Genomic DNA, 20,891 nt, shown 5'->3' with positions numbered 1-20,891 from the left:
ACGGATCATCAATATCTCTATAAGGCGTTATCCCTATAAATCAGGGATAGCGCCTTTTTTCAGGTTATTATCGCTTACAGATGCGATTCAACCCACTCGTCAACACTTGCTAAAGCCACAGGTAAAGCATCAATATCAGTACCACCAGCTTGAGCCATATCAGGGCGACCGCCACCTTTACCGCCGATTTGCTGTGCTACAAAACTAATTAACTCACCCGCTTTAACTTTAGCAGTCAAATCTTTAGTGACCCCAACAATTAAGCTCACTTTACCATCAGAAATAGTAGAAAGCACAATAATTGCTGAACCCAATTGATTTTTTAAATCATCAACCATGGTTCTTAACATTTTTGGCTCAACACCATTAAGCTCACGAACTAAAAGTTTGATACCTTTCACGTTTTTAGCTTGACCACCTAAAGAAGAACTTTCTTGGGCTGCTTGCTGATCTTTTAGTTGTTGGAGTTCTTTTTCTAATAAGCGGTACTTTTCTTGGACTGTCTTAATTCTTTCAACCAAGTTTGTACCGTCACTTTTTAGAACTTGCGCAACAAGAGAGATAAGATCTGATTGCTCATGAACACTCTCAATTGCTGTAATACCTGTAATTGCCTCAATACGACGAATACCAGCCGCCGTTCCTGACTCACTGATAATACGGAATAAACCAATATCCCCCGTCCTAGAAGCGTGAGTACCGCCACAAAGTTCAGTAGAGAAATCCCCCATGGTTAAAACACGAACACGTTCGTCGTATTTCTCACCAAACAGAGCCATCGCCCCTTTCTCTTTAGCGTCCTCAAGATCCATTAGCTCAGTGACAATCGGTGAGTTAAGACGGATTTGCGCATTCACAATGTCTTCGATTTCTCGTAATTGCTCTGGTTTAACTGCTTCAAAATGAGAGAAGTCAAAGCGCAGGTATTTATCGTTAACTAAAGAACCTTTTTGCGTAACATGCGTACCTAATACTTGGCGTAATGCTGCATGTAATAAGTGAGTCGCAGAGTGATTCAATCGAATGGCATCACGGCGAGCAATATCAATGGTAGCATTGATTTTATGGTTAACAATAAATGACCCTACGTTAACTTTACCAATATGGCCAATTGCTTTACCGTATTTTTGCGTATCTGTGACTTCAAACTGACTATCTTTACTCGTCAAGACACCTTTATCACCCACCTGACCACCAGACTCTGCATAAAATGCCGTCTTATTTAAGAAGATTATACCTTCTTCGCCTGCTTTTAATTCAGTGACTGATTGTCCATTACGAAAAATGGCCGTAACAGTGCCTTGCTGTTCGTTATGATCATAGCCAGAGAAATCACTGCGGCTATCAACTTTGATAAGGCTATTATAGTCAGTACCAAAACCGCTGGATTCACGAGCACGTTTACGTTGCTCCTCCATTGCAAGATCAAAGCCCTTTTCATCAACTTTAATATTTCTTTCACGGCAAACATCAGCCGTTAAATCAAGAGGGAAACCGTAAGTATCATAAAGGCGGAAAGCTGTTTCACCCGGAAGAACGTCATCTGTTAATTGAGCAAGCTCTTCATCTAATAGTTGAAGACCACGTTCTAACGTACGAGCAAACTGCTCTTCTTCTGTTTTGAGTACTTTCTCAACAGTAACTTGTTGACGTTTTAATTCTTCACCCGCCTCAGCCATCACTTCAATTAATGGCGCAACTAATTTATAGAAGAAGGTATCTTTCGCGCCAAGCATATACCCATGACGCACAGCTCGACGAATAATACGACGTAGCACATAGCCACGACCTTCATTAGAAGGAATAACACCATCACAGATAAGGAAGGAACAAGAACGAATATGGTCAGCAATAACGCGTAACGATTTATTACTTAAATCAGAAGCATTAGTCACTTTCGCGACTGATTCAATTAATGAACGGAATAAATCAATATCATAGTTAGAGTTTACATGCTGTAAAACAGCCGTAATACGCTCTAATCCCATACCTGTATCAACAGATGGTTTGGGTAATGGATCCATTGTACCGTCTGATTTACGGTTAAATTGCATGAAGACAATGTTCCAGATCTCAATATAGCGATCGCCGTCTTCTTCTGGTGATCCCGGAGGCCCCCCCCAAATGTGGTCACCGTGATCATAAAATATTTCGGTGCAAGGTCCACAAGGACCAGTGTCTCCCATTTGCCAGAAGTTATCTGAGGCAAATGGTGCACCTTTATTATCGCCAATGCGAATTATTCTTTCTGCAGGAATACCAATTTCTTTATTCCAAATATCATAAGCTTCATCATCTGTAGCATATACGGTTACCCAAAGCCTTTCTTTAGGTAAGTTAAACCACTCTTTGCCCGTTAATAATTCCCAAGCAAAATGGATTGCGTCATGTTTGAAATAGTCACCAAAACTAAAATTACCTAGCATTTCAAAAAAAGTATGGTGACGGGCAGTATAACCCACATTTTCTAAATCGTTATGTTTACCACCAGCACGTACACAGCGTTGCGCGGTTGTCGCTCGGGAATAAGGTCTATTGTCCAATCCAAGAAACACATCTTTGAATTGGTTCATCCCTGCGTTTGTAAACAGCAATGTTGGATCGTTATTTGGAACCAAAGAACTGCTAGGTACTATTTGATGTCCTTTAGTATGAAAAAAGTCGAGAAACGCCTGACGGATCTCAGCGGTGCTTTTGCTCATAATTATCCCGAAATCAAGCTGGAAAAACAGAAATTAGAAATCTAGTTAGAGGAGGTTTATGGTTACCTCTACTTAGCCAACGAATACATAAGTAGGGATAAGATAGAATTTCTTCTGTCAGAAGTAAAACCCCCGATAAACTTATTCGTGTTGACATTGTAAATCGTCTAGTTTTTTTCTGAAAGTGGGATTGTTATATGAGAATGGGACTTTTCTCTATTTAAGTGAGATTATTCTAAGAAATGTAAGAGGTTTAAAGTATTTTCATTTTGTAATTATTAAAAAGTATTTGTTATTATTGTTTTTTTGTCATCTCACAAACTAGATGTGTTTTTTTCTTGAATAACCTCTTTTTCTTATAACAATCAAGAATAAATACACTGGCATTATCCATTAAGAAATATAATAAACTCACGATAACTGACTAAAAAAAAAGTACTTCTCAGTATGAGATCTATCATATCACTCAATAAGCTCTTAAATATCATCCTTATTATATTCAAATATTTTGAAGGTATTTATCTCTCTATATCAATTATTTACAATCTTACTCAGCGAGCAAATTGTAATGATTCTTATTTATATTAATAATTACTGAGAATATATCATCAAAATTTCACTATATAAACTTTCATACAACTATAAAAAATCATTAGTAAAAAATATCGTTATATTAAATAAAATAGTGTTAAAGGCTAGTTTTAATGGATAGAAAACAGAATAAAACCAATATAAGCCATAACTTGGATAAATAAAACTACACATAACAAAAAGGAAGCCTTTTTAGAGCTTCCTTTTTAAGTGAGTTAAATCACATTAATTGACTAGCTATTTACCATTACAATAATAGTAATTTATCTAAATACACTATCAATTTTAGTCATTCTATTACGAGCCGAGAGATTATTCTTCTGTCTCTTCAGTCTTACCTTCATTGGCAAAATCAGCCGCACTTGTAAACTCACCTGCATGATTTAATAACATTTCACGTAATTTTGTATTTAATTCATCGTACATCTCTGGATGTTCTTTTAGATAAGTTGTTGCATTAGCTTTACCTTGACCAATCTTCTCGCCATTGTAGCTGTACCATGCACCTGCTTTTTCTACCAATTTATGTTTAACACCTAAATCGATAAGCTCACCAAAAGTATTAATACCTTCGCCGTACATAATTTGGAATTCAGCTTGTTTAAATGGCGCTGCAATCTTATTTTTTACAACTTTAACGCGGGTTTCACTTCCCACAACTTCATCACCGTTTTTAACAGAACCAATGCGACGAATATCTAAACGAACAGATGCGTAGAATTTAAGTGCATTACCACCAGTTGTGGTTTCTGGGTTACCGAACATAACACCAATTTTCATACGGATTTGGTTGATAAAAATAAGTAACGTATTGGAATTTTTTAGGTTACCCGCTAACTTACGCATAGCTTGGCTCATCATACGAGCGGCTAAACCTACGTGAGAATCGCCGATTTCACCTTCAATTTCAGCTTTTGGTGTTAATGCTGCTACAGAGTCAACAACGATAACATCAACAGCACCAGAACGAGATAATGCATCACAAATTTCTAAGGCTTGCTCACCCGTATCAGGCTGAGAACACAGTAGGTTATCAATATCTACACCCAATTTTTGGGCATAGATTGGATCTAAAGCATGTTCAGCATCGATAAAAGCACAAATTTTGCCTTCACGTTGAGCTGAAGCGATAACTTGTAATGTTAAAGTTGTTTTACCTGAAGATTCTGGGCCATAGATTTCAACAATACGACCACGTGGTAAACCACCAGCACCTAAAGCAACGTCTAATGATAAAGATCCCGTAGAGATGGTTTCAACGTTCATGGAACGATCTTCGCCCAAACGCATGATAGACCCTTTACCAAATTGCTTTTCAATTTGACCAAGTGCTGCGGCCAATGCTTTTTGTTTGTTTTCATCAATAGCCATGTTATCTCCCTCTGGGCAGTGAAGCATAAAGATGGGTCACTACCATTAAAACGTATATGATTTTGCTTGTTGAAACTCATTATACTGTATAATCATACAGTATCAAGTTAATTATTTATAATTTCTTTAAGAATTGATTTTAAAGAAAAAATAACAGATTCTGCTCTTACTTGCTCTCGCGAACCACTGAATATACAGTGTTTTGCTGTTACCTGAACACCGGTTGTTGTTTTAACCGCAAAGCCAAACCAAACTAAGCCCACTGGTTTTTCTTTACTACCTCCACCAGGGCCTGCAATACCACTGACAGAAACAGCAAAATCGGCATTTGCAGCATCAAGTGCGCCTTTCGCCATTTCTAGAACGACTTCTTCGCTAACAGCGCCATATTTAATCAAGGTTTGTTCATCAACACCTATCATTTCATGCTTTGCTTCGTTACTGTAGGTCACAAAGCCACGGTGATAATAATCAGAGCTTCCTGCAATATCTGTGATGACTTTTGCAATCCATCCACCAGTACAAGATTCTGCCGTTGTTATCGTGCTCTTCTTTTCAATTAGCGCGTTACCCACTTCAATACTTAAGTGAGTCATTTCATCGTAATTTATCATTAAGGTTCATCTAACCTCTATTCTAAATCCTACTGTTTAAGATTTCTTTCTAGTGCAATCCCATAACCATAAACCACCTATTGCGAGTGCAAAGATAGCACCAAATCCAATTCCGATGGCAACAACAGATATTCCAATACTGGTAACCAGTGAGAACAAGCCTAACATTAATAGCATCGCTGTATTTTCACCTAAGTTTTGTACTGCGATAGCATTACCCGCTCCCACGCTGTGCTTTCCTTTATCTTGTAATAGTGCATTCAATGGAACTACAAAGAAGCCACCAAAAATACCAATAACGATAAGGATTAAATAAGATGGAATAATTGAGGTTTGCAATGAAAAGTAAACGACCCCAAGGCCAATTAAAATACCCGCAGGCATACAGCGACGTACTGTTTTCAGTGTTACAAATTTAGCGGCTAATCCAGCGCCAACAACAATACCAATAGCCACCATCGCATTTAATATTGTTGGAGTGGTGTTATCAGTCATGCCTAATGCAATAGGTACCCATTGAACGAGCAAAAAACGCAAAGTCACGCCTGCGCCCCAAAACATACTGGTTCCCACTAATGAAAAACGACTTTCTTTATCTGCCCATAAAGTACCTGTTGCCTCAAGAAATTGAGCGAACATTTTTTTTATGTTCCAACCTCGACCTATTTGCGCGGCAGATAATTTAGGGATACCAAAGTTAACAAGAACCGCCAAAGCGTACATCATTGCACAGACACCTAATGCAAAAACAATACTCCAATCAGAGAGAAAACCACCAATCACTGAGCCCAATAAAATAGCAGCAATGGTTGATGCTTCCATTAAACCATTCGCTTTGACTAAACGCTCTCCATCGGTTAATTCGCCTAAAATACCATATTTGGCTGGAGAATAAACTGCAGCACCAATCCCGACTAAGGCATAACCTAAGAAGGGATCAGAGCCCACACAAATAAGAAAAGCCCCCACAAATTTTAAGATATTACCACTGAGCATAACCCTCCCCTTAGGATTACGATCAGCAACTTGCCCCACAAAAGGGGCTAAAAGAATAAAAGCCAGCACAAAGACCATTTGTAAAACAGGCTGGCTCCATTCAGGGTAAAGAGCTGACTTAAACTGAGCTAAAATGGCAAACAGTAGTGCATTATCAGCAAAAGCAGAAAGAAATTGCGATAACAATACTGCTTTCATTCCCCTACTCATTAAAGGAGGCTGGCTAATATTCTCTGACATTAGTTATTTTCCTGTTCAGCAAGTTTTTTCAATGAGACAAAATCCGTTTTCCCACTCCCAAGAACAGGAATTTCTTTAACAAAACGAATATCTTTCGGTACGGCTATTTCCGCAACACCTTCTGCTTTAGCCAGTGTTGATAATGCGCTACGATCCAATTGCTTATCTGTTGTAAACAGTACCAAGGATTCTCCTCTACGTTTATCGCTGATAGCCACGACTGCGTGCTCACCTTTAGATGCTTTACGTGCAAGTTGCTCGACACCTTCAAGAGAGACCATCTCACCAGCAATTTTAGCAAAGCGTTTTACGCGCCCTTTAATAGTGCAATAACCTTCACTATCGATAGCAACAATATCACCAGTGTCATACCAACCTTCTTCATCAATACCTTCCGCGTTTGTAGCTACGGGGACTTCTAGGTTTTCTGGTGATTCAACACGTAAATACCCCATCATGACATTCGGGCCACGTAATTGTAGTCGTCCCCCTTCCGCGATCCCATTCATTGGGATAAGTCGCCCTTCCATGCCCGGTAATAAACGGCCTACGGTATGTGTTTTAGCACTCATAGGTACGTTGATTGACACAACAGGTGCACATTCGGTAACACCATAACCTTCCAAAATGCGGATACCGAACTTTTCTTGCCATAAAATACGAGTTGATTCTGATAGTTTTTCAGCACCAGCAACCACATACCTAACTCTGGCAAAATCATAAGGATGAGCAAATTTGCCGTAATTACCTAAAAAGGTTGATGTACCAAATAACACTGTACAATTTTGGTCATACACTAATTCAGGCACAACGCGATAGTGTAATGGGCTTGGATAAAGAAAAACACGAGCGCCTAAGCAAATTGGCGTTAATAGACAAGCAGTTAGGCCAAATGCATGGAATAACGGTAATGCTGACATAAATTTATCTTTAGGTGAAAAGTCAGCAATAGCACGAATTTGATCTACGTTAGCCAGTAAACTTGAATGACTATGAACAACACCTTTAGGCGTACCTTCAGATCCTGACGTAAATAAAATAACCGCAGCATCCGTCGATTTTTGCGGTAACATCGCTTTATGTGGAGTAATAAGATGTTTGAGGATCCAGCGTTTATCTTCACGCGTCACACTATCTTTGAGATCTTCAAGGTAAATCCAATTCGCTTCCGGAGTTTGTTCAGGAATATGTAATAAGTTCCCTTTTTCTAAAAATTGGCGTGATGTAAAAATGGTTTTGATTGAAGCTGCTTTCATTGCATTTTGTACGCCTAAGCTACCCGCAGTATAGTTAAGCATAGCCACAACACGTTGGCGCATTGTGGCACCTAATAATGCAGCCGCTGTTACCGTTGTGTTTGGCAATAACAAGCCAATACGCTCATTAGGTACTGTGTAACGTTCAATCAGCCGGCTGATCCCTAACGTTTTTTTCAATAATCCTTGGTAAGAATCTTCTTTTAGATTGATATCTGAAATTAACGGGCTAAATCGCCCATATTGAGACATCGCTTGCAAGAAGGCCTCATATAGCGTAAATGCTGGGCGCGTTTGCATAATAGCATTCATCATAATATCGCGCATCGCTTCACCTGCTAACCGACGACGCTCTGATGATTTTTCTGCTTTTGGCATAGGTAAATCAATTGCAGGCAACACCTTTATCGTGATTCGAGGAAAAAATTTGGACTTTATACGTAAACTTTTACGGACTCGTGAAAAATAGCTAAATTCAGCGCCTTCAATTCTGATAGGAACCACTTTAGCACCTGATTTTGCAGCAATAAAAGCAGCACCTTCATAGATTTTCATCAAACCATTGGTCACGGTAATTCTCCCTTCAGGGAAAATAACCACTGGACGGCCTTTATCCACTTCTTTCACAAGATGCCGTACAGCCATTGGATTAGCAGGATCTAAAGGTACAATATCGGCATAACGACCTAACCATTTTGTCGTTTTTGCAGAAGCCACTGAAGTATAAACAGCAAATACAGGATTAATAGGTAGGAATAAACGTAATAATATACCGTCAATAAAAGAAGTATGATTAGGTGTAATTATACATTTTTCATATTGCGAAAACTGATTAACAAGTCCTTCAATTCTTATTCTAAAGAAGAATTTAAATAGTGTTTTAAAAAACGCTATTAACATCATATCCATATCTCATTTTGCTATAATTAGCCTTACTATAAATAGGATGTGATGAAAATAAAATAGATGTCTTTTGTTTTATCCTTTATATCGGACGACTACCTAATTATTTGATGAGTTTTGCAAGAATTACCGCAATAATTTCATTAATAGATAATCCAGCATCAACAGTGATATCTGCACACTGCATATATAAAGGCTCACGCTTAATTAAAACATCATGCATCTCTGAAACTAACGTTTTCCCCGTTAAGCTAGGTCTTTGTGCTTCATTAGGATCTTGAGATAAGCGTTCAACTAGCGTTTCAACCGAGGCCTGTAAATAAACTGTGACACCTGAGTTTTTCATATAAGCGCGATTTTTATCTGCCAAAACCATGCCACCACCAGTTGAAATAACTTGGTTAGGTTGACTAACTTGAATAAGTGCTTCTGATTCTATTTGACGAAAAAAATCCCAACCTTTTTCTGCCACCATCGCGGATATAGTTTGTTGATACTTTTGGGTTATCCAATAATCCGTATCAATAAATCTATAATTTAAAGAGAGAGAAAGTGCTTTACCTACTGTTGTTTTCCCTGCACCTCGAGGCCCGATAAGGTAAATTGTACTTTCCATAAAATGCACTATCTCCATAGGGTATTCCCATTAGGGTGTAATTAAAAATTTACATACTGTAAAGTATAAAACATCATACCTGATGTAACAAAAAAATAAAGCCACACTTTAGAAAAGTATGGCTTATTTAATAATTTCAATAATTAACGGCGAATTGTATTATCACCATAGCCAATCCATTTATAGGTCGTTAGGGCATCTAATCCCATCGGTCCTCGAGCATGTAATTTTTGTGTGCTAACAGCGACCTCGGCACCTAAGCCAAATTGTCCACCATCAGTAAAGCGTGTACTCGCATTAACATAAACAGCAGCAGAATCTACTTGGCGAACAAAGCGATCAGCATTAGCAATAGATTGTGTCAAAATTGCGTCTGAATGTGCAGTTCCATAACGGCGAATATGGTTAATTGCTTCAGTTAATCCACTTACCACTTCTACATTTAAATCAAGTGATAACCATTCATCACAATAATCAGCATCTTTTACATCAACAATCGTTGCTCCGCCTTTTTTTAACCCAGCTAATGCTTTTTCACTTGAGTGTAAAGTCACCTTTTGCGCTGCCATGGCGTCACTTAGTTGTGGTAAAAATAGATCCGCGATATCTTCATGTACTAAAAGCGTTTCTAAAGAATTACATGCACTTGGGCGTTGCACTTTTGCATTCACAATAACTGTTAATGCTTTTTCTAAATCGGCACTGTCATCAACAAATGTATGGCAAACACCAATACCACCAGTGATAACTGGAATTGTCGATTGTTCACGGCAAAGCCTATGTAGGCCTGCCCCCCCACGAGGAATAAGCATATCAATATACTCATCCATTTTTAGCATTTTCGCGACAAGTTCACGATCTGGCTTATCGATGGCTTGAATAGCCCCCGCGGGAATACCACACTTCTCAAGCGCTTGTTGAATAACGGCAACCACAGCTTGATTTGTATGATGTGTCTCTTTTCCACCACGAAGAATGGCTGCATTACCTGTTTTCAAACATAATGAAGCAACATCAATTGTAACATTAGGACGAGCTTCGTAAATAACACCAACAACACCTAATGGCACACGGCGACGCTCTAAACGTAAGCCACTATCTAACATACGCCCATCAATAACTTGTCCCACAGGATCTTCTAAGCGACATACTTGTCGAACATCATCAGCAATCGCTTTTAAACGTTCAGAAGTCAACAATAAACGATCAAGCATAGCTGCATTAATATTGGCTTCACGAGCTGCTTGCATATCTTTTTCATTGGCTGCAAGAATTGAAGCTTCTTGTTGCTCTAATAAATCAGCCATAACCAGTAATGCCTGATTTTTTTGCTCTGTCGATAATTGAGCTAAATGCCAAGATGCTTCTCTTGCTGATTTACCCATTTGTTCTAACATCGAAGGCTCCTTAGCTAACAATCATATCGTCACGATGTACAGCAACACTGCCATACTCATAACCTAAAATTTGACTAATTTCTTGTGAATGGTGGCCTGCAATTAAGCGCAGTGCATCACTATTATAGTGAGCAACACCATGAGCGAGATCTTTACCCTGTAAACTTTGAATACGAATAACGCTCCCACGAGAGAAATCGCCTTTTATTTCTTTAATGCCTTTCGGTAAAAGGGAGCTGCCTTTTTCTTTAATTGCTTTTTCAGCCCCTTCATCAACCACAATAATACCTGCTATTGGTGCGCCAAAGATCCATCGTTTACGAGCTTCTAATGGGCTTTGTAATCCATGAAATAAAGTTCCAACAGGTTCATTATTGATAACTTTACCAATCACCTCAGGTTGTATTCCTGCCGCTATGACAACATCAATACCTGCACGCCCAGCAACAGTGGCAGCTTGTAATTTTGTTGCCATTCCGCCTGTACCTAAACCAGATACACTATCACCCGCCATTTCACGTAATTCGTCATTGATATCAAAAACTTCGGGAATAAGTTTAGCTTCAGGATTACTACGAGGATCAGCAGTATATAATCCTTCAATATCAGTCAGTAATAACAGCTTATCAGCGCTTCCTAAAATAGCGGCTAATGCAGATAAATTATCGTTATCCCCTACTTTAATTTCTGCGGTAGCAACGGCATCGTTTTCATTAATAACTGGAATAATGCGGTTATCTAATAATGCATGTAATGTATCACGCGCATTCAAGAAGCGTTCTCTATCTTCAATATCTGCACGTGTTAACAACATCTGACCAATATGAATACCATAGATAGCAAATAATTGTTTCCATACTTGAATTAATGCGCTTTGGCCTACAGCGGCAAGCAACTGCTTAGAAGCAATGGTTGCAGGTAAATCAGGATAATTCAAATATTCACGCCCTGCTGCAATTGCCCCCGAAGTAACAATAATAATCCGATGACCTTTTTCGTGTTGTTTAGCGCATTGGCGAACCAGCTCAACAATATGAGACTGATCCAGACGTCGTGAACCACCAGTAAGTACACTTGTCCCTAATTTAACAACCAGTGTTTGGCTGCTACTCATAACATTTACCATTCTTGTTGATTATTTAAAAAGATAATACACAGTTTTATCAGGAGAGAAGCGTTATGCCAACCGACATAACGCAAAATCTATGAAAAGTTGCCCTAACACAAAATTAGGGCTGAATCGGAAGCGGAAATTTGTTCATTTTTTCATCAGGAATAAGTGTCATCTCTAATTCACTCACTGCTGTTTTAAGAAATTGATGAAAACGGATCAGTGTTTCATTGATTGATTCAGCAACATCATTTTTACTGATGTTCTGATGGATCCAATCACCATTTTTATCAAATAGTCCAATTTGATAATGATAAATGAGCTGTTCATTGTTGCGTTCTAATTTCATCCACCAGCCCCAAAACTCACGTTTTTCTGGTACGACTTTCTTATTCACACAAACAGCTAAACAGTCAAAAAAGAACTGGCTCTCTTGGCATTGTTGCTCTCGGATATAGGGGCCGATTTGAGCAAAACGCTTTAATAACTTACCTCGGGTAGGGTTCAAAGATGAAGTCATAAATTCAGTCTCCTTAGAAACTCTACTGTTATATAATCTAGTATAATTAGCAAGTTATTGTTAAAGATTAATTATATTAATTTGTCATAGATCCAGTCAGCACTTTTTTGTAACGCGAGCTCTAGCCCTTTATAAAGCGGTTTTTCATTAATTGCTAGAATATCGCCATCCATAGAAGAACGTGCAATTAACTGTGAATCCTCTTTAGGGCTCATTTCATCGCCTTTCCAGTAAACGCCCATCATAGGAACTGGAATTCGTCGTCCAATCAGTCCTTGGTTTTTCAGTGAATAACTGCTTAATGATAATCGAAGATTATTTTCATCAATATTCCATAAACCTAAACGACTCGCTAATACATCAAGATACATTACAGGAATTTTTTTTTGTAATTCGGCCTGGGTAAAGAAAGAATGGATTAACGGCCCTAAGGCGACAACACCTTTAATTAATTTTGGGTAAATATAAGCTAGACGTACAGCAATATTACCGCCAAAACGAAACCCCATCACACCAACACGAGTATGATCAACCCAAGGTACTTCAGAAAGTTGTTTTAGAACTTCGCCTTGTAACTGACAAGTATCTTCTGTCAATTTCTGTTTTATTGAATAACCAATTGAAGGCATATCTAGCGTTAACATCGCAATACCTTTAGGTGATAAATACTCCCTAAAGAAACTGACATAATCGCTTTGAAGACCATCTAACCCACCGCAAAATAACACCGTAGGGTAAGGGCCTCTACAGTCTTTAGGTAAATGTAGAAAACCAGTAGTCGTCCCTTTTCCTTCTAATTTAAATGTGAGTTTTTTCACCTCAAAAGAAGAAAATTTTGTTGCATTCTCAAAGGCTTTCATCGATAAAGTAACGGCTTGATCGGCTAAAAAATCACCATTAATAAAAGGATACGCCGCAATACTATATAAATGCGCAGCCCGTAACCAGCAATCAGCAGCCGCATCTCCAGATTCTTTTCGTAATGCTTTTTGTTGCCAAATCATAGCTTGATGTGACCATTCATATGACCAGCCACCTTTACGATACCCCACAACGGTGTCAATAAATTTATCATCACTTCGAGGGGCATCATGTATTGCAATTCGGCTTAAAACTTCTTCTATTTCAATAGGTGAAATACCACGCCAGATCCAAAGTAAACGCTGAATAGTACGATACCAATTTTGCTGACTTGTGCCATTAAGCACAGTAGACGTATTGATATTCGATTTTGGATGAGTGTACTGAATTAGTGTTGAGGTTTCAGCATGTTTTGCTCTGGGTTTAAATAGCGTTTCAGAAAGGTTTGTATTGTTTACCATATCACTCTTCAAATCAGTCGATATCGAATAAAGGGGCTAAGAAGTCTGGCTTTATCATAGCATGAAATCAATATGAACAGAGGGTATCACGAAGGTAATCGCACGAAGGCCTAATTCGAGGAAAGAATAAAAACATAAAAAAATCCCCGCCAAGGCGAGGATTTTTATTAAAACAGCTCAATAAATACTACCAAATTATTTTTGATCGCAAACGGGCGGAATAAAGACAACGCCCATATCCCAAGGCTGTTCAATCCAAGTATTCTGTGGGATATCAACCACGAAATCATCCACTAATGGACGCCCTTCGGGTTTTGCAAAGATAGTCACAAAGTGGGCTTTAGGATACATATCGCGGATAACTTTCGCCGTACCACCTGTATCAACTAAATCGTCAACAACGATAAAGCCTTCACCATCACCTTCTGCTTTTTTTAAGATTTTGAGGTCACGCTGATGATCATGGTCATAGCTAGAAATGCAGACTGTATCCACATGACGGATACCTAATTCACGAGCAAGTAATGCAGCAGGGACTAATCCCCCACGGCTGACAGCAATAATGCCTGTCCACTGTTCGACTGGTAATAAACGTTGCGCCAATTGACGGGCATGTATTTGCAACATATCCCACGTTACAACATATTTTTCGCTCATAATATTGTGATCCTAGCTACTTGAATGCGAGAGAAGCTTTTTTTGCGGAAAAAAAGGTTGCGCGAGATTATAGTGATTTGAGCGCCTAAAAACCAGAGAAAACGTGAAAAGAGGTGAGATTATCCTCATTTTTTTCTGTATTACTTTTTTATGATTAAAAAATGAACCATATAAAAAATGAATGCAAATAAAGATCTAATTTCTTAGATAGAGAGATGAATAGAATGACGCATTCATCAGAAGAAAGTGATATTCTCGATTACATTGGCGTATAACGCTCAGAATAATAAAGCTAACCCTTAAAAAAGCGGTAGGCTATTAATAACACAGATGCTGTTAGAGGAGATCCATCGTGTCTGAACTATCTACTCTATCCCCACAACCATTATGGGATATTTTTGCAAAAATTTGTTCGATTCCACATCCATCACATCATGAAGAAGCCTTAGCTTCCCACATTCTTTCATGGGCAAGTGAAAAAGGTCTTTTTGCCGAGCGCGATGCTGTCGGCAATATTTTAATTCGCAAGCCTGCGACTAAAGGCATGGAAGATCGTAAAACCGTTGTTTTACAAGCACACTTAGATATGGTGCCACAAAAAAACAACGATACAGTTCATGACTTCACTAAAGATCCAATTCAACCTTATATTGACGGTGAATGGATCAAAGCAAAAGGCACAACATTAGGTGCTGATAACGGTGTTGGTATGGCATCCGCATTAGCTGTTTTAGCTGACGATACCGTAAAACATGGTCCATTAGAAGTACTGTTAACCATGACAGAAGAAACAGGCATGGACGGTGCTTTTGGTTTACAACCAGGCTGGTTACAAGCTGATATTCTTATCAACACAGACTCTGAAGAAGAAGGTGAAATCTACATGGGCTGTGCGGGTGGTATTGATGTTAAAACCACGGTAAGCCTTTCTTATGAAGCAATTCCAGCAGGCCATGTTGTTAAGCAACTAGTACTGAAAGGATTAAATGGTGGTCACTCAGGTGGTGATATCCATTTAGGTTTAGGTAATGCAAATAAATTATTAGCACGTTTCTTAGCAGGTCACGCAGAAGAATTATCACTGAAATTAATTGATTTCCACGGTGGTACACTGCGTAATGCTATTCCTCGTGAAGCAAACATTGTTTTTGCAATTCCAGCGGATAAAGCAAGCCAGCTAGACGCAGTAAAAGCGAAATTTGAAGCTCTGTTAAAAACAGAATTAGCTATTGCTGAAAAAAATCTGAAAATTGAATTAATTGATACAACAACAGATAAAAAAGTTTTCACAGCAGATTGTCAAGAACGCTTAATCAACCTACTTAATGCTATGCCAAATGGTGTTATTCGTATGAGTGACGATGTTGAAGGTGTTGTTGAAACTTCATTAAACGTAGGTGTTGTTGGCATTGTTGACGATAAAGTAGAGATCCTGTGCTTAATTCGTTCTCTGATTGATAGCGGTAAAACTTATGTTGTTAGCATGCTGACAGCATTGGCAAAACTGGCTAAAGCGGATATCGAAACCAAAGGCGGTTACCCAGGTTGGAAACCCGATGCAGACTCTCCAGTAATGCATTTAGTTCGCGATACTTATCAACAGTTGTTTGATAAAGTACCAAATATCATGGTTATCCATGCGGGCCTTGAGTGTGGTCTATTTAAAAAACCTTACCCAGATATGGATATGGTTTCTATTGGGCCAACAATCCGGGGTGCTCACTCCCCAGACGAACGCGTTCACATTAAAAGTGTCGGTCAATACTGGCAGTTATTAACAGCAATTTTAAAAGCGATCCCTGCTAAATAATCTTGCTTTAAACATCATAATGAAACCCGCTTAATTGGCGGGTTTTTCGTGGCTAAAACCATCACAAAAAAATAATTTATTTTCCTACTCACACTCAATTTTCCTTAAATATCATAATTTATTCCTCATATAACCAATAAATTTAACAGTTATTCCATCATGGAATAAAAAACAAAGCTTAATAAATTAAATATATAGAATGATAATTATTATCATTAGTATTAATGTTTATTGAGTGATATTTTCATGCCTTCCGGATTTCAAATGAAAAAATAAAAATTCAAAAGGTTCTATTGTGTCTAACAAAAATTGTATTACTAATGTCTTTCTTGCCTTACCTTTAAGTTTACTCTCGGTTCAAATTCATGCGACAGTTAATCAAAATGTGTCTGAAAAGATAATTGTCACCGCAACTCCATCACAAGATCCACAAGCCCCTGTTTCGGGGTTTCTCGCCACAAAGACACTCTCAGCAAATAAATTACCTACTGAAATTGAAAAAACACCACAATCCATTACGGTTATTACTCGTGATCAAATGGATGCTCAAGATGTAAGTTCTGTTTCACAAGCCTTACGTTATACACCTGGGGTTTTCACTGAATATAGAGGTAGCTCTAACCGTAATGATGAAGTTTTTATTCGTGGATACAGTTATGCACCACGTTTTCTAGATGGTTTAAGTTATGGAATGGGCGCTTCATCATCGACGGGGGCACTTGATCCATGGTTATTAGAACGCGTTGAAGTTGTTAAAGGGCCAGCGTCTGTTCTTTATGGTCAAGTAAATCCTGGTGGCCTTGTTGCAATGACTAGCAAAAGACCCACGGCAACATCTATTCGCCATATTCAAGTGCGAGCAGGCAATGATCAATTGGCTGAAACTGCATTCGACTTTTCAGGTGCTTTAAGTGATGACAATCGTATTCTTTATCGCCTAAATGGTATTGCCAAAACACAACACACTCAAATAAAAAACTATAAAGAAGAGCGTTTTGCCCTTGCTCCAGTGATTACTTTTTTATCTAATGAACAAACACGCTTAACATTATTAAGTTTTATTCAACAAGAGCCTGAAGCTGGTTATCGTAACTTTTTACCTGCTTATGGTACTGTGAAAAAAACACCTGAAGGCATTATTCCTTTTGATTTCGACGTAAACAACCCTGATTATCACCAATCGTGGCGTCAACAATATGGTATAGGCTATGAATTCGAACATGAATTTAGTGACTCACTCAAAATCGTACAAAATGCTCGTTATAATCATATTAATCAGAAATATAAATACCTTGTTTTCGGTTCATTAAGAAAAGACAATCCTTATGTACTTGAACGCAGGGCTCAACAAGAACAACGTGAAACAGAAACTTTAGGAATAGACACTCGCTTACAAGTCGATTTCACTACCGCAAAAATCGATCATACTGTGATTGCGGGTATTGATTATCAATGGAGTAAAGATCAAGATAATTTACGTCGTGCGATGGGCTCGGAATACGATCTTGATTGGCGTGATCCTAATTATAGCTATCCAATTAATATGACCTTACAAAAGCCTGCAACCGATCAGTTACAAAAACGGGATCAGATTGGGGTGTATCTACAAGATCAGCTCCAATGGCAAAATTGGATATTACTGGCAGGTTTACGCCAAGACTGGGCGCAAGTACGAACTCATGACTTCTTAGCAACCTCATATGATCAGCAAGATGATCATAAATTAACGGGTCGTGCTGGTCTTTTATATGCTTTTGATAATGGTATTTCATCTTATATAAGTTATAGCACCTCTTTTGAACCTAATTTACAAACGCGTAGAGCACCAGGTGCACCACCATTTGATCCAAGTGAAGGACGCCAATTAGAAGCGGGAATTAAATATTTCACCCCTAATCAACAAACATTAGCAACGCTCTCTGTTTATCAATTACAACAGCGTAATGTGACTAACTATAATGCCGAAAAAGCCTATTTTGAACCCGTGGGTGAAATTAGAAGCCGGGGTGTTGAAGCTCAAATTAATAGCCAATTAACTGACAATATTTCATTAATTAGTAGCTATGCTTATACCGATACCGAAGTAAGAAAAACCATTATTACGGGAACACAAGGGAAAGAATTACCAAGAGTTCCTAAGCACATGGCCTCATTTTGGGGTCAATATGATGTAATCTCTGGGTTACTTAATGGTGCTAAAGCGGGCTTTGGTGTGAGATATGTGGGTGTATCTCAAGGTGATACTAAAAATACAGTCAGTGTACCTGCGGTAACGTTGTATGACGCAATGGTAGGCTATTCTTTAGGAGAATTATCACCATCTTTAAAAGGAGCTGAAATTCAACTAAATATGAATAATATTGCGAATAAACATTATGTTGCCTCTTGTGCAGGTGATACTGCATGTTTTTATGGCATTGGTAGAACGATGACAGCAACGATGAATTATCGCTGGTAATGCTACATAAATTAACTATGCAGCAAATAAATACCCTAACCATAGCCAATCTGTTGATCGGCTATGGTTTTTTTTAAATTCTTATAACGCTAAAAGAAGCTGTCGCTCTATTTGTGGATCTTGCAAAGTGACATGAAACCCGATTAACCGTACACCTCGCCCATTTCGGCGCTCATGCCATGCTTGATAGGCAATATTTATTAAATCGGCTTTTTCTAAGATAGGATGAGTATGCTCTTGTGTCGTTAATTGAAAATCATCAAATTTCAGCTTAACGCCTTGCCTTGCTATCCTTAGATCAGGTTTAACTTTTGTGAGACGTTTTTCTAATTCGTTATACAACCCATCAAGTAATACTAAGCAGTCATCCCATGAATTAATATCTGTCGCAAAAGTACGCTCAACACCTACCGATTTTCTCAGTCTATCCGGGTTTATTTGACGAGCATCAATACCATGACTACGTTCCCATAAATTTTGACCAAACTTTCCAAGTGCTTTAACCAGAGAAATAACATCCGTACGACGAATATCTGCACAGGTTTCTAATCCCATGTCTTGTAAACGTGCAAACGTCACCTTTCCTACACCGGGTATTTTGTTGAGTGGTAATTTTAGAATAAAATCATCGACTTGTTCTGGTGTAATAACATATTGTCCGTTTGGTTTATTGATATCAGATGCAATTTTGGCAAGAAATTTAATTGGTGCAATACCCGCTGATGCCGTGAGATTAAGTTCGTCAACAATCTGTTGGCGAATTTCTTGGGCTATCAACGTTGCAGAGCCATGACAGTGCTTACTTTCCGAAACATCAAGATATGCTTCATCAAGTGAAAGAGGCTCAATAAGATCAGTATAACGAGAAAATATATGGCGAATTTTTGCTGAGGTTTCTTTATAGAGTGCCATTCTGCCGGGCAAGACTTTTAAATGAGGACATAGTTTCAATGCTGTGGCCGTTGACATAGCACTACGTACACCAAAGCGACGTGCGAGATAATTCGCGGTGCAGATAACGCCTCGGCTAGAAGCATTTCCACCAACCGCAATTGGGATCTCTTTTAGTGCTGGATTATCACGCATTTCAATCGCCGCATAAAAACAATCCATATCAACATGAATAATTTTACGCATACAATCACCTCACCTCATTTACTGTTTAAATATACAGTAAGTAAATATTAACTGCAATTTTTATTCGTTCTCATATCCCTAGATGTAGGTGTATTTCTCATAAAAGTCTGAATTAGTCTGTTTATTTATAGAATTGTCACAAAGTGATGCTAGATTGTTTTTGCTTGTTGATTAATTACATTTACTTTAATGATTGTTTTGTAACTATATATAAAACAAGGAAATTATTTTTCATGATCAAATTATTTATTGCTATTTCTCTCTTTTTTTATTCTGTAATTCTTATGGCATCCCCTAAAATTATCGCACATCGTGGTGGCACCGCTGATGCACCAGAAAATACTGAAGTTGCTATAAAAACAGCACTCTCTAATCAAGCTGACGCAATTTGGATCACGGTTCAATTATCGAAAGATAACGTTCCTGTACTTTACCGCCCTAGTGATTTAAAAAGCTTAACTAATGGACAAGGTGCTGTTTCTGAATTTACTGCACAACAACTTAAACAATGGGATGCAGGCTATAAATTTGGAGAAACACAGCAATTTCCTTATCGAAACAAAGGGGTTACTATTCCCACCTTAGATGAAATCCTAACTCAATTTCCTACTACTCAATTTTATCTTGATTTAAAATCGCCAGATGCTGATCCCGCAGTTCAAGGCGAAGCATTGGCCTCTGTTCTCAGTAAACATAATGCACTTGATAGAACTCGAGTTTATTCCACTAACACAGCCTTTCTTGAAGCACTACCTACCAATGTAGAGCGTTTTGAAAGTCGTGATATCACTCGTGATATCCTTGCAAATATAACGATGAGTCACATTTGTTTATTACCTGAAAATTTAGATATTACTCGTTGGTATGGACTTGAATTACATCGAAAAGTAGAGGTTGTTGAAAAATATACTTTAGGCGAGGCACGTTCGGCTTCAATTCTTAGTTGGGATAAAGATGCAATGTCATGTTTTCGTGCTGGTGGCAATGCTCATATTGTTCTTTTTGGTATCAACACCGAAAAAGATTATATTCAGGCTACTGAATTAGGCGCTGATGCAGTTATGGTCGATTCTCCAGCTAAAATGAAAGCATTTAGAAAAGAGTAAATAAGTCGATTTAGGCATTCACTTTTATCTTCACTTCATTCTCTTCTACACTTAATCATGTTATCTGATGGAAATAAGTAAGGA

At 38.3% G+C, this 20,891-nt stretch carries 15 protein-coding genes; 3 read left to right on the top strand and 12 right to left on the bottom strand.

What is annotated here, in order from left to right:
- Nucleotides 1-74: 74 nt before the first annotated feature.
- The 11 genes from alaS to gpt all read right to left on the bottom strand — a co-directional run bounded on the left by alaS (nucleotide 75) and on the right by gpt (nucleotide 14,296).
- Complete coding sequence (alaS, locus tag GWJ05_RS16140) at nucleotides 75-2,702, bottom strand: alanine--tRNA ligase (RefSeq protein WP_036932586.1); 2,628 nt, start codon at nucleotides 2,700-2,702, stop codon at nucleotides 75-77.
- A 903-nt stretch (nucleotides 2,703-3,605) separates the two neighbouring features.
- Complete coding sequence (gene recA / locus GWJ05_RS16135; RefSeq protein ID WP_036932587.1) at nucleotides 3,606-4,664, bottom strand: recombinase RecA; 1,059 nt, start codon at nucleotides 4,662-4,664, stop codon at nucleotides 3,606-3,608.
- Between the two features lie 107 nt (nucleotides 4,665-4,771).
- A complete protein-coding gene (gene pncC / locus GWJ05_RS16130; RefSeq protein ID WP_036932588.1) occupies nucleotides 4,772-5,278 on the bottom strand; it encodes a nicotinamide-nucleotide amidase in 507 nt (168 codons plus the stop codon).
- A gap of 36 nt (nucleotides 5,279-5,314) precedes the next feature.
- Entirely contained in the window at nucleotides 5,315-6,514 is a 1,200-nt protein-coding gene (gene lplT / locus GWJ05_RS16125) for a lysophospholipid transporter LplT (RefSeq protein WP_036932589.1), read from the bottom strand.
- Nucleotides 6,514-8,673, bottom strand: coding sequence for a bifunctional acyl-ACP--phospholipid O-acyltransferase/long-chain-fatty-acid--ACP ligase (gene aas / locus GWJ05_RS16120; protein ID WP_082239414.1), 2,160 nt, complete (start codon nucleotides 8,671-8,673; stop codon nucleotides 6,514-6,516). The genes lplT and aas overlap by 1 nt, the downstream gene beginning before the upstream one ends.
- 103 nt (nucleotides 8,674-8,776) lie before the next feature.
- Entirely contained in the window at nucleotides 8,777-9,289 is a 513-nt protein-coding gene (aroL, locus tag GWJ05_RS16115) for a shikimate kinase AroL (protein ID WP_036932590.1), read from the bottom strand.
- Nucleotides 9,290-9,432: 143 nt separating this feature from the next.
- Nucleotides 9,433-10,686: a glutamate-5-semialdehyde dehydrogenase gene (locus GWJ05_RS16110; protein WP_123821959.1), complete on the bottom strand. Its 1,254-nt coding sequence runs from the start codon at nucleotides 10,684-10,686 to the stop codon at nucleotides 9,433-9,435.
- 10 nt (nucleotides 10,687-10,696) lie between these two features.
- Entirely contained in the window at nucleotides 10,697-11,800 is a 1,104-nt protein-coding gene (gene proB / locus GWJ05_RS16105; RefSeq protein WP_036932592.1) for a glutamate 5-kinase, read from the bottom strand.
- Nucleotides 11,801-11,915: 115 nt separating this feature from the next.
- A complete protein-coding gene (crl, locus tag GWJ05_RS16100; RefSeq protein WP_036932593.1) occupies nucleotides 11,916-12,317 on the bottom strand; it encodes a sigma factor-binding protein Crl in 402 nt (133 codons plus the stop codon).
- A 71-nt stretch (nucleotides 12,318-12,388) separates the two neighbouring features.
- Nucleotides 12,389-13,639, bottom strand: a complete 1,251-nt coding sequence (frsA, locus tag GWJ05_RS16095; protein ID WP_036932594.1) for an esterase FrsA — start codon at nucleotides 13,637-13,639, stop codon at nucleotides 12,389-12,391.
- Nucleotides 13,640-13,834: 195 nt separating this feature from the next.
- Nucleotides 13,835-14,296: a xanthine phosphoribosyltransferase gene (gene gpt, locus GWJ05_RS16090; RefSeq protein ID WP_036932595.1), complete on the bottom strand. Its 462-nt coding sequence runs from the start codon at nucleotides 14,294-14,296 to the stop codon at nucleotides 13,835-13,837.
- A gap of 352 nt (nucleotides 14,297-14,648) precedes the next feature.
- Between gpt and pepD the strand changes: the two genes are divergently transcribed.
- Nucleotides 14,649-16,106 (top strand): beta-Ala-His dipeptidase, encoded by a 1,458-nt coding sequence (gene pepD / locus GWJ05_RS16085; RefSeq protein ID WP_036932596.1) that lies wholly within the window; start codon nucleotides 14,649-14,651, stop codon nucleotides 16,104-16,106.
- Nucleotides 16,107-16,401: 295 nt separating this feature from the next.
- On the top strand, nucleotides 16,402-18,564 hold the full coding sequence (locus GWJ05_RS16080; protein WP_161681504.1) for a TonB-dependent siderophore receptor: 2,163 nt from the start codon (nucleotides 16,402-16,404) through the stop codon (nucleotides 18,562-18,564).
- Between the two features lie 81 nt (nucleotides 18,565-18,645).
- Here the strand turns inward: GWJ05_RS16080 and dinB are convergent, their stop codons facing one another.
- Entirely contained in the window at nucleotides 18,646-19,701 is a 1,056-nt protein-coding gene (dinB, locus tag GWJ05_RS16075) for a DNA polymerase IV (RefSeq protein WP_036932598.1), read from the bottom strand.
- 233 nt (nucleotides 19,702-19,934) lie between these two features.
- Here dinB and GWJ05_RS16070 point away from each other — a divergent pair, with 233 nt between their 5' ends.
- The gene (locus GWJ05_RS16070; RefSeq protein WP_036932599.1) at nucleotides 19,935-20,807 is read left to right on the top strand and encodes a glycerophosphodiester phosphodiesterase family protein; all 873 of its coding nucleotides are present in this window, start codon (nucleotides 19,935-19,937) and stop codon (nucleotides 20,805-20,807) included.
- The last annotated feature ends 84 nt before the right edge of the window (nucleotides 20,808-20,891 follow it).

Origin of the sequence: Proteus sp. G2626, assembly GCF_009915985.1 — a bacterium.
Lineage (GTDB): Bacteria > Pseudomonadota > Gammaproteobacteria > Enterobacterales > Enterobacteriaceae > Proteus > Proteus vulgaris.
Note: the sequence above shows the minus strand (reverse complement) of the source record. Positions and strands in the feature narration are given on the sequence as shown.